Genomic DNA, 14,997 nt, shown 5'->3' on the forward strand with positions numbered 1-14,997 from the left:
AGGCGCACAAGCCGGCGGATTCTGGCGCACGCGTAGGCAACGACGCAAGAATTTGTGGGCATTGGCACGTAACTGCGGATGTCTTTAAACGGAAGCCAAGAATCACGTTTATCAGCTACAAATGCTGACGAAATATCTGACAGATTGCAGGTAAGCAACGTGCGACTCAGGTTTGAAACCACGAGTTCATGTGTGTGGGGGGGGGGGTAAAGGCCGCCGACCGCTAATTGACAACTGTGGGAACTGACCGTCTGGCTCAAACACGATCAGTCGCCAACCTTGAGCGCACTGGATAGCCGGTGTGCTGCGGCCCTTGCTTCTTGCGCGAAGCCGTCCAGAATCAAAGCACCCATGCTTGAATGTCGACCATTGCCATGCTGCCTTGCTATCAGCACTCTGAAACTCATTTGATGCCCTCGACACCGACGATCACAGGAGCCGCGCAATGCCCGCATCCGTTCTGGTACTGGTTGAAACCATCAATGACTATTTGCCGATTCTTGAACATCAGGGCTTCCACCTGATTCTGGCGCCGACACCCGCCGAACGCGCTCAAGCGATCGCCACCCATGGCAGCCGCATCGACGCTGTGCTCACCCGTGGCCCCTTAGGCCTGACCGCCGACGAAATCGCCGCCCTGCCCGCGCTGAAAATCATCACGGTGATTGGTGCCGGCTACGAACACGTCGACTTGCAAGCTGCCAGTGATCGCGGGATCACTGTGACCAATGGCGCCGGGGTCAACGCCTCGTCGGTGGCTGATCACGCGATGGCCATGCTGCTGGCGTTGGTGCGTGACATTCCACGTTGCGATGCGGCCGTGCGTCGGGGTGAATGGCCGAAGATCATGCGTCCGTCGCTGGCCGGCAAACATTTGGGGATTCTCGGCTTGGGATCTGTGGGCATGGCGATTGCCAAACGCGCAGGCCTGGGCTTCGACATGCCGATCAGCTATCACAGCCGTCAGGTACGCAATGACGTGCCTTACGCGTTCTGCTCGACGCCGACCGAATTGGCTCGGGCGTCGGACTTTCTCATCGTCGCCACACCCGGCGGCATCGGCACTCAGCACCTGGTAACCCGCCCGGTACTTGATGCGCTGGGGCCCAAAGGTTTCATCGTCAATATTGCGCGGGCGAGTGTGATCGCCACCGCGGACCTGATCACGGCCCTTGAACAACGCCGAATCGCCGGTGCCGCGCTGGATGTATTCGACCACGAACCACAAGTGCCGGAGGCGCTGAAAGCCCTCAGCAATGTGCTGCTCACGCCACACGTCGCCGGTCTGTCACCGGAAGCCATTCGAGGTACCGTCGAGTTGGTGGGCAAAAACCTCGTGGCGTTTTTTTCAGGCCAACCGGTACTCACACCGATTCAACTGCCGTCGAGAACCGACAATCAGCGCGTGCACTAAAGCACCCCGAGCAACGTCCATAAACGTCGTGACTCGGCATCTGCCGAGATCAACTCGCCAAGCAGCTCGCTCAGCGGTTTGTTGCCCCACTCGACTCCACGCCGGATGAGATACGGCACCGGGCTATGGGGCTCGGTGCGCGCCAGGTATTCGGCGATCAGCAGCAATTGGCGGTAGGCCTCTTCGCGGCTGGCCGGTTCGCTAAACACCTGAGCCACTGGGGTTTCTTCAGTCGATGGCGCCACGGCGGCGGGTACGTCGGGCATTGGCGCGGACGACGCCGGTTGTTGTGGGTGCATGGCGATAAACTCCTGAACCAGCTTCAGCAGCGCTTCAATGATGTCCTGCAACGGGCGTAACCCCGGGCCCTGATCGCCCAGATAAGCCTCGCTCCAGGTGTCGAGCCGTTGCAGGTGTTGCAGGCTCAGCAGCAGATTGCCTTGGGTGCGTAGCCAGAACGCCAGCGGCGTAACGCGGATCTGATCGTTGAGTTTCTTCTGTTCATTGCTCGCGGTTTGCGCCGATGTCTTGGCATTCTTGCTGTCGTTGGCCTGCACCTGCTGAACCTGCAAACGCCGCCAGACTTCAAGGGTATAGGCCTCGAAATCGCTGTTGCGACTGCCGAACAGCGGCACCCGGGTGAGCAACACCTCGCTGTATCGACGCACCAGCCATTCCAGAGGAATAACCCGCCATGACTGGTCGCCGTCCTCGGCTTGCGGGTGCAACTGGTCGGGAAAACGCTCACACAAACCGGCAATCAGCGCCAGGCTACCGGGTAAACCGTCCAGCGCCTGTTGGTGCAGCCACGCTTCGCCGAGCCAGGCGCTGAGCATCAGGTCCTTGCTGCGTTCCAGCAACAACGTGGTCGTGAGCTTTTCGACTTGCGGCCAGTTCGCCCGCTTCAGCGTCGACTGCCACACGCCGGTCGGCAGGCTGGCGTCGTCTTCGCGGCGCAGGTCGCGCAACTGGTCGAACTCGCGTTCATAGCGCAGATCGACGCCGCACGGCGCTTCTGCGCTGATCGGCGCAAGCAACTGATCAATCAGATCCGGCAACGGGGTCGATGGCAGATTCACAATCCCTCCTTCTGCGATTCAATGGCGGCCGTCGTCGTGCCGATGAACTGAAACGGTGAGTGCGGTGCGCGCGTGGGCAACGGTGCAATCGACAGCGGCAGTTTCGAGCCCTGACTCATCAACGACAGGCGCACGTACATCCGTGCGAATTCACTGGTAACGCTGTCGGGCGCCCCGGTCACCGGCAAACGCAGGGCCAGCGGGAAATCGGTGTAATCCATGCTCGGCTGGCGCTGCACCGAGAAATGCGCACGCATCAGGCGCAGCAGCGACCACGGCCCGCCGTACTCCCAGCCTGCCTCCAGATCGCGCACCACCAGGTTCGGTTGCAGCGGATCGTTGACCGGACGTTCCTTGCCGTTACGCGCCCAGCGCAGGGTCAGGCGAATAGGCTGGCCAACCCTCCAGCGCAGATTCGGCTCTTCGGCTGCCGGGTAGTTGATCTCCTGACGGCCGGCGAGCAGGCTCCAGGCAATCACCTTATCGGCGCCCTTTTCATCATCGCGATCGGTACGCCAACGCACGTCCAGTTCAACGCCGAGAATGCCGCTCTTGTCGCGCACGAACAGCGGCTTGAGCCAGACGCTCGCCTGCTTCAGGCGATTGAGAAAATCTTCCGCCGCCAGCCGTTCCGGTGTCTGGCTCAGGACCAGTCCGGCCTGCGCCACCGGCAAGCGTTTGTCGATGATGTCGAGGAAATACTGAACCCGTGCCGGGTCGGCATCCTGCGCTTGCACGCCATTGGCGAAGGGAAAGCGATCGGCCAGGTATTGATTGAAATAGTTGGCCAGTTCATTCCACGCCGCTGCGGCCTGTTGCTGTTGCAGGGACTGGCAACGCTGCATGGCTGACTGTTGCAGTTCCACGGCACGCATCGCCAGCGTGCTGCGTCCGGGAGCAACATTGGCGGTCTGTAATACGTGTTCGCACGAGGCGGTATCCATCTCGATGAAATCGCGGCTGACCAGTTGCTCGATCTGCGCCGGTGAGCTGGCCGGGTTCGAATCCTTGTACTTGAGCAAGTCGTCGTTGAGCGCGCTGAACTGTGTCACCCGCTCGTAATCCAGCGCCGACAGACTGCCCTGTTGAGTCATCAGCCATTGCAACGCCGAGGTGCGCCGTTCGGTGATGCCGAGCATGGTGTTGAACTGCTGCTTGAGGCTCAGTTTCAAGTCCTGCACATCACTGGCGCCGTACAGTTGCAGACCGAGGTTTTTCGAGCCGTCCCACTGACTGACTTCAGTGCGCCCGCCAAACAGCGGCTGGTCGCTGATTTCATTCAGGCCACTGACAATCTGCGCCATCGCCCGACGGTTCAACCCGCCTTGCAAACGTGCCGCCAGATCACTGCGACGCAGTTCCACAAAGGCTTTTTGCAGGGCCATGGCCTGCTCGGCGCGCACGTTGAACACTGCGTACGATTGAGTCCGGTCGTCGTGATCCCTGAGGCTGAGCCACATCGCCTGGGCGGCGGCGTTTTCGGCGGCTTGCAACACCGCCCCGCGATAGGCCGGCGGGATCCGGGGCAGCTCTTCAGCCACGTAACTTTTGTAACTGGCGAAATAGCTCAACGACAGGTTGAAGTCATCGCCGTCCACGGTCTGGCCTTGCATCCCCCCATCGTCTTGATTGGCGCGCAAGGCAACGGCCAGAAAATCGCGTTTGAATAGCGACTGCAGGGCGTTATCGAGTTTGATCACGTGTTCCTGCAGCGCCAGTTGTCCACTGCCTTGCTGCACCAGCAAGTTGTCCCGTGAACCTGCGCGGGCGATCCATTGGTCACGAAAACTCTGCTGCAATTTGCTGGCCTGGTTTTCCAGTTGTTGCTCCACGGTTGGCCCCAGCAATGAACTCTTGTGCACCTTGTCGAGAAAAGCGCGATAGCCGGGCACCAGTTCCTGGCCCTTGCCGCGTCCCCACGCCGCGTTGGTCATGGAAATCGCTGCTTGCAGGCCATCAATCAGTGCGCGCAGTTCTTCCAGTTCACCGAGGCTGTTGCCGCTGCCGGCCTCCAGTTGTTCCAGGTGCAACTTGAGGTAACCGGCCTTGCTGACAAAGTTGTCGGCAAGGAAATACTGATTGAGCCAGAGTTCCATCAACCCGTTGAAGTTGCTCAGTATCAGCGGCTGCTCGACGCTCAAATCCAACGCCTGCAAATTGCCGCCATCACCCGCCGCCAACAACCGGTTGTAATACGCGGCATGGGGCAATGTCGCGGCATTGAGGTTCAGTGATAGAGCGCTGTTGCTCAGTTGCACCAGATCGTCCAGCGGTGCCCGCTGATTGTTCTGCACTTCGCCAAACAATTGGTTCTGCTGCTCCAGACGTAATGCCCGGTCCACCAGATCCGTGGCCTTTTGATAGTTTTTCCACTGCGCCGGGTCTTCACTTTCAATGCTGCTGCGCCGATCAGTGGCGCGGATCGTTTTGATTTTCGCCAGTTCAGCGACCAGCAGTTCATGCAGCGGCACGAGCATTTGACCCTGAGCTGAGCGGAACAGCTCCTGCTCAAGCAGGGTGTCCAGGGATGAAAACCAAGAGGACGGAAATGCCAGCGAAACGTAGCGCCATTGCGGTGCTCGCTCCAGCACCCGCCAGAAACCCTGCACATTGCGCCGGGTCGGTTCAATCCGATGCGCCTCATCGGTGACCGCCACGTAACTCTTTTGCGCGCCCTGCATCAGCCGCGCCAGTTCGTGGGCATCCTTGACCGACTGGTGCCAGACCCACAGCATCGCTACCGCCCAGACCACTGCGACCACCAACGCCACCCCGGCTGTCAGCCGCTGCCAACGCTGACGCAAACGCAACAGACGCGGCACGCCTTGGGCCAGTCCGTGTTCGCCGACCAGACGCTGACGCCACAACTGGCGCACGAACACGCTCTGCTGCAAGCCGCTGTCATCGGCGCAAAAGCCGTCCTTGGCGTCCTCTGAAGCTTCATTGGCGGTGAAATACACACCGCGAAAACACGGCGCTTCGCCCTGCGCGTTGCCCTGAAAAACCGGTTCGAGCACGCTCTGAAGTCCACGGCGCAACGTCTCCAGACGCTCCGGCAAGGCGTACAGGTCGGCGCTCAACTGCCCCGACAACGTGCCGATTTCGATCACGGCTTCGGCCATGGCGCGGTGGATTCGATCCAGCGACTGATCACTCCACTGCCCTTGCCACACGGCATCGCGCGCGTAGGGCGACGACCAGCCCAAGGTGCGTTCACGGGCCTCCTCGGGCAAGGCGCTGATCAGTTCCTGAAACCCCGGCAACTCTTCCAGTCCCGTGACGATCACGTACACCGGCACGCTCAAGCCAAAGCGTTGCAGCAGATCGATAAAACGTCGGCGTGCGGCCAGACCAAGGCTGGCAGCCTGCTCAAGATTGCTCAGGTGGCTGACCGGCACCGTCCAGATCACGCCGTCCAGCGGCCGCTTGCTGCGCATACGCAGGATCAACCCAAGCAGTCGCCACCAGCCACCGCGCTGCAAATGCATGCCGTCGTCCGGCAGAAACAATGCCTGCGGCACCACCAGCACAGCGCCTTCGGGGTCCGACCACCAGCGGCCAAACCACGCCGGTTTATCGGTCGGCTGCAATCGCCACTCGGTGACCAATTGCGTGCCTTGAGTTTCATCGCCGAGCATCAACATCCACGGCATCTGATAACGATCGTGACTGCCCTGCTCCTGCTCCATATGGCGCACGGACGCATAAAAACTGCGGATAGCCGCGCCGCTCTGGGTCCGTAGCCACCACACGGCCACGGCGATGATGACCAGCAACAGCAGCAGCGCGACGACCCACGCGACAATCGTCAGGGGGCTCATGAGTCTTGCTCCGGCGCGGCCACTGAATCGGTCATTTGCAGCACCGGATCGAGCTCGGAACGAATGTCACGCCACAGGAACTGGCCAAGTCCGGTCAGCAGCAACACCATCGCGAGAATACCCAACGCCAGACGAAAGCCGTCCGGCAGCGCGGTGCGCACGGGCAACTGCAACGGCGCCACCAGTGAAGGTTGCACCAGTCGCTGGCTGACATCGTCATACGTGGCTTCGTCCTGCCAGGCAAAGTTGAACAGGGCCAGCCGCCATTTCTCCCGTTGCGCCTGAGCGTGCTCACCGCGCAGACGCCCGTGGAAACCGAGAATCAAGCACTGCAAGTACACGTTGGCCAGATCGCGGGTGGTCGGTTGTTGTTCATCGAGAAGGGTTTGAATGGCCGCCGGCACTTGCTCGCCCGCCTGACGGCTGGCGTACAACCGCGACTCCAGCGGTTTTTCCTGCCACGCCGCTTGCCCCGGCCACGGCGTAAACAACAGGGTTTCATCGACCAGTGCAACAAACGCGTAAACCAGTGCCTTGACCTGATCCGTCGCCGAATCACCGACCCGCGAATACGCCGTGCGCCAGAGCCGTTGCGAAGCCTGCGTCGACAGCTCGACCACCGTCTCCACCAGCGCCGCTTCGTCGTCGCTGTCCTTGGGCAATTGCACCCAATCCTGTTGCCATTGCTGCCACGTCTGCCGGAACGCGCTGCTCAACGGTGCGTCCTGCAACCCCAGGCTTGCGGCACTTCCTTGCGACATACGGCGTTCCTTGTGTGATCAGGCACTTTCACTGTTCTGGGCGACAAACAGCACCACTTGCCATGGACTGCTGGTCAGCTTCGCGGCGGGGGCGGCGATCACCAGCGGCAGTTGCGCGTCGAACCACGCGCCTTCGGCGGTGATGACAAACAGGCGCGTGTCCTCGCCCACGCTGTAGGCCACCTGCTCGCTGCGGTTCATCACTTGATGGGGCAGACCGCTCATGCGCTGGCGACCGAGCAGCGAGATGTGTGGTGCCGAGGCGATGATCGCGCCGCGCAACCAGTCAATCGCGGCTTGCTCGCTGGCGCCGTTTGGCATGCGCAAGCCAATGACCAGACGCTGGCTCGGTTGCTCATCGGGCAACTGAATGGAAAAACTCTGCTCGCTGCGTTCGAACGGCAGGCTGCGATAGCCGGCGCGGATCAGTTCGAGGGTGGTTTCCAGCCACTGAAGCACCGCGTCGTAACCACGCTGCAATTCGAGAAAATCCAGCGGCGCAAACGCCGGCACACCGGCCAGCGGATCAAGCGCCGACCATGCACCGGCCATTCCGAGCAGTTGCACATAGAGCCTTTGCGGCTGGGCAATGCGGCTGTTCAGTGAACCTTCGACTTCCGGCAGGCGTGCCCATAGCGCGGTCAACTGCCGACGGATTTCCAGCGCATCATCCTGATTGCCGGCCTGTTGCGCCTGACGCAAGCGCCCGCCCAGAAACAGACACTTCTCCCGAGCCCGCGCGCAGAGCCCGGCGATGCGTCGACCGAGCACAGATTCGGGCAACAGGTTCGGCGTTGGCGGCGTATAACCCAGCGCCAGGAAGCCTCCGCCCTCCTTGCGGATTTTCAGCAGCGGCAGGCAGATCGAGTCGGCTTTGTTCAGTTGTGTGCACAGGCGTGGATTGGGTCGCCACACCGTGATCGATTCAGGGAATTGGCCGCTGGTGAGATCCGGCAGCGCCTCGCCGACGACCGATTGCAAACGGCCCTTGAGCGGCAGCAATTGTCCGGCGCGCCACATCGGGCTGATCGCCAGGAACACAGTGACGGTGGCGTCGTCAGTGGCGTTGATCGCCGCGCTGACATCCAGTTCCAGCACTGGGCCCACACCCGCCTGCACATCCACCGGCAAGCCGTCGGGCATCGTCCCTTGCAGCGACACCACCCGCACCACGCCGGCGCTCAGTGCCGACGGGTCAAACTCCATGTGGCTGACGCCCCAGAACCACGGGTTACACGCATGCGCCAGATGCGCGCCGAGTGCTTCGGCCCGCAGCCCCTGCAACTGAAAATGCTGCGGCAGCAATTGCATGCCTTCATGCCAGCAAACCGCGTCAGGTAGCAAACTCATACGACTCCCTTCGACCTCGCCGCGATCCGGCGGCGGGCGGTGTGTTTCAGTTTTCCTGACTGACCAGGCTCATCTCGCGACTGTCGAACTTCAGCCACGCTCGACGCTGATCATCGAGGCGCAAGCGGTGCGCTCCGGGAGTGTTATAGCTGGCGAAGACCAAAAGTCCAGCCGCCTTCTTGCCCCCCAGCGGGAAGGGTTGGTGGTCGATAAATTGCCCCGGCACCAACTCCAGCCCCCACACACTCATCAACTGACGATAGTCGCGCTGGTACTGTTCGCGCTCGGCAAACCACTGACTGGCGCTGATACCGGACAGTTGTTTGAGCAGATCAGGGTCGTTGACGGCGATGAAATCCACGGCAATCGGCGTGTCGTCGTTGGCCTTGGGGGCTACGTCGAGGGTCAGGCTGTCGAGGTCCACCGTCGGCTCGAAGAAAGAACAGCCCGTCAGAAGCACCAACCAAAACGCTACAAAAAATCGTCCGCACAAAATGAATTTTCCTTTTCTCGGCCGTGTCCAAAAATGTTTTTGCTTGCATTTTTATAGACCTGTTCTAGCGTCTTGGGTAGTTCGGTTCCTACAGCCGAATCCAAGAAGGTTTGTCAAAGGAACGACAGCTCATCTGCCACCCTTTCTAACCTACGGTCCAGCAAGGGAAAGCGATGAACGGGCCCCCCCGATGCATTGCGCCCGCTCATCGCATCGGAGTCCGCCGACATGGCAGAAAGTACTCAGCACAAGCTCGACCGGGTGCGCCCGCCCCGAGTGCAAATCACTTACGACGTCGAAATCGGCAACGCCATCGAGAAAAAGGAATTGCCATTGGTGGTCGGCATCCTCGCCGACCTCTCGGGCAAACCCCTTGAACCATTGGCGAAACTGACCGATCGGCGTTTTACCGAAATCGACCGTGACAACTTTAACGAAGTACTCGCCTCGATCGCCCCGCGCGCCACGTTGCAGGTCAACAACACCCTCAGCGGCGACGACAGCAAGCTGAACATCGAACTCAACTTCAAGCACATCGACGACTTCGACCCGGTCAAGGTAGTGGAGCAAGTCACGCCGCTGCGTCGCCTGTTCGAGGCCCGCCAACGTCTGCGTGACCTGTTGACCAAACTCGACGGCAACGATGACCTGGACAAGCTGTTGCGCGACGTCATCGCCAACACCGAAGGCTTGCAGGAAATCAAATCGGCCCGCCCAGACACCGCTACCCCGGCAACTGATGCCGAGGCGCCGGCCGAACCGCAAGCCTGATCGTCCACTTAACCGAGGGGAGAATTCGCCATGCCCGCCGCCGCCAAGAACCAAGCCAGCGACAGTACAACCGAGACACTTTCCCTGCTCGACCAGATCATTCTCGATGGCCGTATGGCCCACGATGACAGTCAGCAGGATTACGCCCGCGACATGCTCGCGGAATTCGCCACCCAGGTGCTCGACGAAGGCATGGCCATCGACAAGGACACCGTGGCGATGATCAACGACCGCATCAGCCAGATCGACGAGCTGATCAGCGCCCAGCTCAACGAGGTGCTGCACCATCCCGACCTGCAAAAACTCGAAGCCTCGTGGCGTGGCCTGCACATGCTGGTGCAGAACACCGAAACCAGCACCCGGCTGAAACTGCGCCTGCTCAACGTGACCCAGAAAGAGCTGCAGAACGACCTGGAAAAAGCCGTCGAGTTTGATCAGAGCGCCCTGTTCAAGAAGATCTACGAAGAGGAATACGGCACCTTCGGTGGCCATCCCTTCAGCCTGCTGGTGGGTGACTACACCTTTGGCCGTCACCCGCAGGACATCGGCCTGCTGGAAAAACTGTCGAACGTCGCCGCTGCGGCGCACGCGCCATTCATTGCCGCCGCCAGCCCGCGACTGTTCGACATGAACAGCTTCACCGAACTGGCGGTGCCGCGTGATCTGTCGAAAGTGTTCGAGAGCCAGGAGCTGATCAAGTGGCGCTCGTTCCGTGAGAGCGAAGATTCGCGCTACGTCTCGCTGGTGCTGCCGCACTTCCTCCTGCGCCTGCCTTACGGCCCGGACACCTCGCCCGTGGAAGGCATCAACTACGTCGAGGACGTCAACGGCACCGACCACAGCAAATACCTGTGGGGCAATGCCGCGTGGGCGTTGTCGCAACGCATCACCGAAGCGTTCGCCAAATACGGCTGGTGCGCGGCAATTCGTGGCGCTGAGGGTGGCGGCGCAGTAGAAGGCCTGCCGGCGCACACGTTCCGCACCAGTTCGGGCGATCTGTCGCTCAAATGCCCGACCGAAGTGGCGATCACCGACCGCCGTGAAAAAGAGCTCAACGACCTCGGTTTCATTGCCCTGTGCCACAAGAAAAACAGCGACGTCGCCGTGTTCTTCGGCGGCCAGACCACCAACAAATCCAAGCTCTACAACACCAACGAGGCCAATGCCAACGCGCGCATCTCGGCGATGTTGCCGTACGTGCTCGCGGCCTCGCGTTTCGCCCATTACCTGAAGGTGATCATGCGCGACAAGGTCGGCAGTTTCATGACCCGCGACAACGTGCAGACCTACCTCAACAACTGGATCGCCGACTACGTGCTGATCAACGACAACGCGCCGCAGGAAATCAAGGCGCAGTACCCGTTGCGCGAAGCGCGAGTGGACGTCACCGAAGTCGCCGGCAAACCGGGCGCCTATCGGGCCACGGTGTTTCTGCGGCCGCACTTTCAACTCGAAGAGCTGACCGCCTCGATCCGCCTGGTCGCCACCCTGCCGCCACCGGTAGCTGCCTGACCTGCAGCCCCCGCCGCCCGTGCGGCGGGGGCTGTCCTTTATCTAGCGCGACACCTTTCAGGAGTTTCAAGCGATGGATGCAATCATTCTCGACCTCGGCGGCGACATCAAAGGCGACAGCCTGCTCGAGGGTTACGCGGACAAGATCGAAGTCATGTCCTACAGCCACAACGTCGCGATGCAAGTCACCAATGACGTCAGCAACTCGGAGCGCACTTCCGGTAAACCTCACGTCGGCGAGTTCACCGTGACCAAATTCGTCGACACCTCGACGCCGTCCCTCAACGAATACTGCTGTGCCGGCAAGCCGATTCCAGAAGCCAAGATCACCATCGGCCGCAACGCCGCCGAAGGCAGCGGGCAACTCTTGCCGTTCATCATCTACACCCTGACCAACGTGGTGCTGTCGAACGTCAGCGTCAGCGGCGGTACCGGAGGCAAACCGGTGGAAACCGTTTCCCTGAACTTCACCAAGATCAAATGGGAACTCACCGCGCAGAAGGACGACGGCACCAAGGAAGGCACCGCCGCGTCGACGTGGGACATGGCCGCCAACAAGCTCGTCAGCTAACCCGGCGCCCCGGCCATGGCAGGCACCGGCATGCTTCCCCCGCTGTTCGAACGCCTCGCATCCAGCGAGGCTGAGGGCGCGCGGGAATTTGATCGCCAGGATTTGCTCGACTCGGTGCACGCCGAGCTCGGGCGCCTGTTCAACACCCGCCGTGGCCCGCGCACACTGACCACACCGCCGAGCGTGATCGACTACGGCATCGCCGACTGGAGCGCTCTGCAACAGCAGCGCAGCGACGACCGACGTCGACTGGCGCGAGACATTCGCGAAGCCATCACACATTTTGAACCGCGCCTGCGTCTGGGCGAGGTTCAGGTCAATCCGTTGCCCGAACACCCTCAGCAAATGAGCATTCGCCTGCTCGGCGAGTTGCGCAGCGGCCACCAGCACTGGCCGGTGGCGTTTGCCATCGAGCCTGGCGGCCAAGGGCTGGAGGTGCGCCATGAGCGACTCGATTGACCCGCAACTGCTCGACTACTATCAACGCGAACTGACCTGGCTCAGGCATGCCGGCAGCCAGTTTGCCGAGCGCTATCCGAAAGTCGCACGGCGCCTGGAACTGTCCCCCGGCGAATGCCCGGACCCGCATGTCGAGCGTTTATTGGAAGGTTTTGCGCTGCTGGCGGCGCGTCTGCAACGACGACTGGACGATGACTACGCCGAGTTCAGCGACGCGCTGCTCGAACAACTTTACCCGTTGGCCATGCGCCCGTTGCCGTCCTGCGCCATCGTGCAATTTGAACCGGACCCGAGCAAAGGCAACCTCGACGAAGGCTATCCCCTGCCCCGCGACACGCCGTTGTTCGTCACCACCAGCAAAGGTGAAAGCATCCACTTTCGCACCAGTGCCGCAGTGCGTTTGTGGCCGGTTGAAGTCGCAGAGGCCTTGTTGCTTGGCAGTGATGAAGCCCAGGCGCTTACGGGTGTGGCACAGTCTCGCTCAGCATTGCGCCTGAGTCTGCGCTGCCTGGGTGACAGCCAATGGGCGCAGCTGGGCATTGAGCAGTTGCGTATTCATCTGGCAGCTTCGCCGGTGATCAACGCCGGTTTATATGACTTGCTCGGCGCCCATGCCATGCAGGTGCTGGCAGGGTCGCCGGGCAGCGTTCCGGTAACCGTTAAAGGCTTGCCGAAGATCGTCGGTTTCAGCGACGACGAAGTGCTGCTGCCCGACGAAGACGGCGTGCATCCGGGCATGCGTCTGCTGGCCGAGTACTTTGCCTTCCCGGACAAATTCCACTTCTTCGATCTGCCACTCAGTGGCGTTTCCAGCGACAGTCAGACGCTCTATCTGTACATCGTTTTCGACCGTGCACCCACCAGCCGTCTGCATTTGCAGGCCAGCGACATCGCCCTCGGTTGCGCCCCCGCCATCAACCTGTTCCCGCGCACCTCCGAGCCGCTGCGCCCCGATGGCACCCGCAGCGAATACCGTTTGATCGCCGACAGCCACCGCGAGAACAGCGTCGAGATCCACAGCATTCGCGGCATGCGTGCCAGCTCCAGTGCCGGCGTGCAGCGCCTGCCGGCGTATTACGGCAGTCAGCACAGCGGCGGTGATCAACAGCGTTACTGGCATGCCCGGCGAGTCAGCGGCATGACCCCGAACCGGCTCGGCAGTGACCTGCTGGTGAGCGTGGTCGACACCCGCTTCGAACCGCAAACGGATCTGCCCGACTACAGCCTCACCGCCGAACTGCTCTGCACCAATCGTCATTTGGCTCAGAGCCTGGCCGCCGGCACACCGCTGGGCTTCGAACGCCCCGGCCCGGTCGCGTGGGCACGCCTGCGCAATCCGCCAAGCCCGCAGAGCATGCCGCGACTGGACGGTGATTCGCGCTGGCGGCTGGTGTCGCAACTGACCCTCAATCACTTGTCGCTGGTCGAAGGCCCGCAGGCACTCGACGCATTGAAAGAGATTCTGCATCTGCACAACCTGCGTGACGAAGCCAGCGCTTTGCGCCAGATCGAAGGGTTGTTGAGCCTGAGTTGCGAGCGAGTGATCGGCCATGTCGGCGTCGATGCCTGGCGCGGTTGGCGCAACGGTCTGGAGGTGCAACTGCAGCTTGATCCGCAGCATTTCGTCGGTAGCAGCGCAGTGCTGTTTTCGGCAGTGCTCGCGCAGTTTTTCTCGGTGTACGCCACGGCCAATCGCTTTGTGCGCACGGTGTTGATGCAAGCCGACAAGGAGGTCAAGGCATGGCAACCCCAAGCCGGCATGCCCCTATCGCTCTGACCCTGAGCCAACGACTGCGCCGCGATCCCCAAGCGTTCGAGTGGTTGCAGGCGCTGCTCTTGCTGGAGCGCGAACAACCACAGGCCGAAACCCTCGGCAGCGGCACTTCGCCCCAAGCGGAGGCCTTGAAACTGCGAGGGCCGTTGACGCCGTTGTTTCCCACCAGCCAGATCGAAAATCTGTGCGAAGAGCCCGGCGCACCGCTGACCCTCGACACGCCGATCTTCGGCCTCGGCGGCCCCGACGGCCCGCTGCCCTACGCCTATCAGGAATGGCTGCAACAACGCGCCCGGGCCAAGGATCATGCGCCCGCCGAATTCCTCGATCTGTTTCAGCATCGCCTGCTCAGCCTGCTGTACAAGGTGATGCGCAAACACCGGATCGCGCTTGGCTTTGTCACGCCGGGCGCTTCGCCGGTACAGGCGCAACTGCGCGCACTGACCGGTTTACTGCCCAAATCCTTGCAGGAGCGCCAAGCGGTTCCGGACTGTGCGGTGTTGGCCTGTACGGCGTTGTTTGCCGATGGCCGCCGCTCGCTGGCCGGATTCGCCGCCATTGTCCGTGAGCAGTTTGAAGTGCCGGTCGAACTGAACGCTTATGAGGGTGCCTGGCGCGAGATTCCGCCCGCCAGCCGCAGCGTGATCAAACCCGGTGGACGCAATCTGCAACTGGGGCGCACGGCCGTGGCCGGTACTCGGGTCTGGGATGAACACGCCGGCATTCGCCTGACGCTGGGGCCGTTGCTGTCGGCGCAAGCCGGACGTTTCCTGCCGGACGGTGAGGCGCACCCGGCGCTGGCGAGCCTCGCCGCGTTGTACTTCGGGCCAGATCTGGATGTCACGCTGGTATTGCTGGTGCGCGGGGCCGGGCCGATGAAGCTGGGGCGTCAGGCCCCGGCGTTGTTGAGCTGGAACGGTGGTTTGCAACGTCAGGCCAGCCTTGCAGTGCAACGCATCGAAACCCGCCTGCGTCAGCTGGAGATCACCTGA

Annotated in this window: 12 protein-coding genes; 7 read left to right on the plus strand and 5 right to left on the minus strand. The window is 61.6% G+C overall.

The annotated features are described in order from the left end of the window. Positions 1–445: 445 nt before the first annotated feature. A complete protein-coding gene (locus AACY02_RS15480) occupies positions 446–1,414 on the plus strand; it encodes a 2-hydroxyacid dehydrogenase (protein WP_339432705.1) in 969 nt (322 codons plus the stop codon). Here AACY02_RS15480 and tssA read toward each other — a convergent pair. The 5 genes from tssA to AACY02_RS15505 are packed head-to-tail and all read right to left on the minus strand — an operon-like array spanning position 1,411 to position 8,918. Next, a complete protein-coding gene (gene tssA, locus AACY02_RS15485; RefSeq protein ID WP_339432706.1) occupies positions 1,411–2,493 on the minus strand; it encodes a type VI secretion system protein TssA in 1,083 nt (360 codons plus the stop codon). The genes AACY02_RS15480 and tssA overlap by 4 nt on opposite strands. Continuing rightward, positions 2,490–6,314 carry a type VI secretion system protein gene (locus AACY02_RS15490; protein WP_339432707.1) on the minus strand — a complete coding sequence of 1,275 codons (3,825 nt, stop codon included), beginning with the start codon at positions 6,312–6,314 and terminating at the stop codon, positions 2,490–2,492. Before AACY02_RS15490 ends, tssA begins: the two co-directional genes overlap by 4 nt. Next, on the minus strand, positions 6,311–7,075 hold the full coding sequence (locus AACY02_RS15495) for a DotU/TssL family secretion system protein (RefSeq protein ID WP_339432708.1): 765 nt from the start codon (positions 7,073–7,075) through the stop codon (positions 6,311–6,313). Before AACY02_RS15495 ends, AACY02_RS15490 begins: the two co-directional genes overlap by 4 nt. 18 nt (positions 7,076–7,093) lie before the next feature. Next, entirely contained in the window at positions 7,094–8,425 is a 1,332-nt protein-coding gene (tssK, locus tag AACY02_RS15500; RefSeq protein WP_339432709.1) for a type VI secretion system baseplate subunit TssK, read from the minus strand. Between the two features lie 46 nt (positions 8,426–8,471). Further along, positions 8,472–8,918, minus strand: a complete 447-nt coding sequence (locus AACY02_RS15505; RefSeq protein ID WP_339432710.1) for a type VI secretion protein — start codon at positions 8,916–8,918, stop codon at positions 8,472–8,474. Between the two features lie 228 nt (positions 8,919–9,146). Between AACY02_RS15505 and tssB the strand changes: the two genes are divergently transcribed. From tssB to tssG, 6 genes are all read left to right on the plus strand, one after another. Then, positions 9,147–9,689, plus strand: coding sequence for a type VI secretion system contractile sheath small subunit (tssB, locus tag AACY02_RS15510; protein WP_339432711.1), 543 nt, complete (start codon positions 9,147–9,149; stop codon positions 9,687–9,689). A gap of 30 nt (positions 9,690–9,719) precedes the next feature. After that, positions 9,720–11,201 (plus strand): type VI secretion system contractile sheath large subunit, encoded by a 1,482-nt coding sequence (tssC, locus tag AACY02_RS15515; RefSeq protein WP_339432712.1) that lies wholly within the window; start codon positions 9,720–9,722, stop codon positions 11,199–11,201. Between the two features lie 73 nt (positions 11,202–11,274). Next, positions 11,275–11,772, plus strand: a complete 498-nt coding sequence (locus AACY02_RS15520; RefSeq protein ID WP_221732671.1) for an Hcp family type VI secretion system effector — start codon at positions 11,275–11,277, stop codon at positions 11,770–11,772. A gap of 15 nt (positions 11,773–11,787) precedes the next feature. Next, positions 11,788–12,231, plus strand: coding sequence for a type VI secretion system baseplate subunit TssE (gene tssE / locus AACY02_RS15525; protein WP_339432713.1), 444 nt, complete (start codon positions 11,788–11,790; stop codon positions 12,229–12,231). Next, positions 12,215–14,008, plus strand: coding sequence for a type VI secretion system baseplate subunit TssF (gene tssF / locus AACY02_RS15530; RefSeq protein ID WP_339432714.1), 1,794 nt, complete (start codon positions 12,215–12,217; stop codon positions 14,006–14,008). The genes tssE and tssF overlap by 17 nt, the downstream gene beginning before the upstream one ends. Further along, complete coding sequence (tssG, locus tag AACY02_RS15535) at positions 13,972–14,997, plus strand: type VI secretion system baseplate subunit TssG (RefSeq protein ID WP_339432715.1); 1,026 nt, start codon at positions 13,972–13,974, stop codon at positions 14,995–14,997. Before tssF ends, tssG begins: the two co-directional genes overlap by 37 nt.

Source organism: Pseudomonas sp. EA_65y_Pfl2_P78, from assembly GCF_963970495.1.
Taxonomy (GTDB): domain Bacteria; phylum Pseudomonadota; class Gammaproteobacteria; order Pseudomonadales; family Pseudomonadaceae; genus Aquipseudomonas; species Aquipseudomonas baetica_A.

Excerpts from the sequence above, each read along its gene's own strand:
- tssK (WP_339432709.1), bottom strand. The coding sequence starts at position 8,425 with ATGAGTTTGCTACCTGACGCGGTTTGCTGGCATGAAGGCATGCAATTG.
- tssC (WP_339432712.1), top strand. The coding sequence starts at position 9,720 with ATGCCCGCCGCCGCCAAGAACCAAGCCAGCGACAGTACAACCGAGACA.
- AACY02_RS15480 (WP_339432705.1), top strand. The coding sequence starts at position 446 with ATGCCCGCATCCGTTCTGGTACTGGTTGAAACCATCAATGACTATTTG.
- AACY02_RS15490 (WP_339432707.1), bottom strand. The coding sequence starts at position 6,314 with ATGAGCCCCCTGACGATTGTCGCGTGGGTCGTCGCGCTGCTGCTGTTG.
- tssF (WP_339432714.1), top strand. The coding sequence starts at position 12,215 with ATGAGCGACTCGATTGACCCGCAACTGCTCGACTACTATCAACGCGAA.
- tssB (WP_339432711.1), top strand. The coding sequence starts at position 9,147 with ATGGCAGAAAGTACTCAGCACAAGCTCGACCGGGTGCGCCCGCCCCGA.
- tssG (WP_339432715.1), top strand. The coding sequence starts at position 13,972 with ATGGCAACCCCAAGCCGGCATGCCCCTATCGCTCTGACCCTGAGCCAA.
- AACY02_RS15495 (WP_339432708.1), bottom strand. The coding sequence starts at position 7,075 with ATGTCGCAAGGAAGTGCCGCAAGCCTGGGGTTGCAGGACGCACCGTTG.
- tssE (WP_339432713.1), top strand. The coding sequence starts at position 11,788 with ATGGCAGGCACCGGCATGCTTCCCCCGCTGTTCGAACGCCTCGCATCC.
- AACY02_RS15520 (WP_221732671.1), top strand. The coding sequence starts at position 11,275 with ATGGATGCAATCATTCTCGACCTCGGCGGCGACATCAAAGGCGACAGC.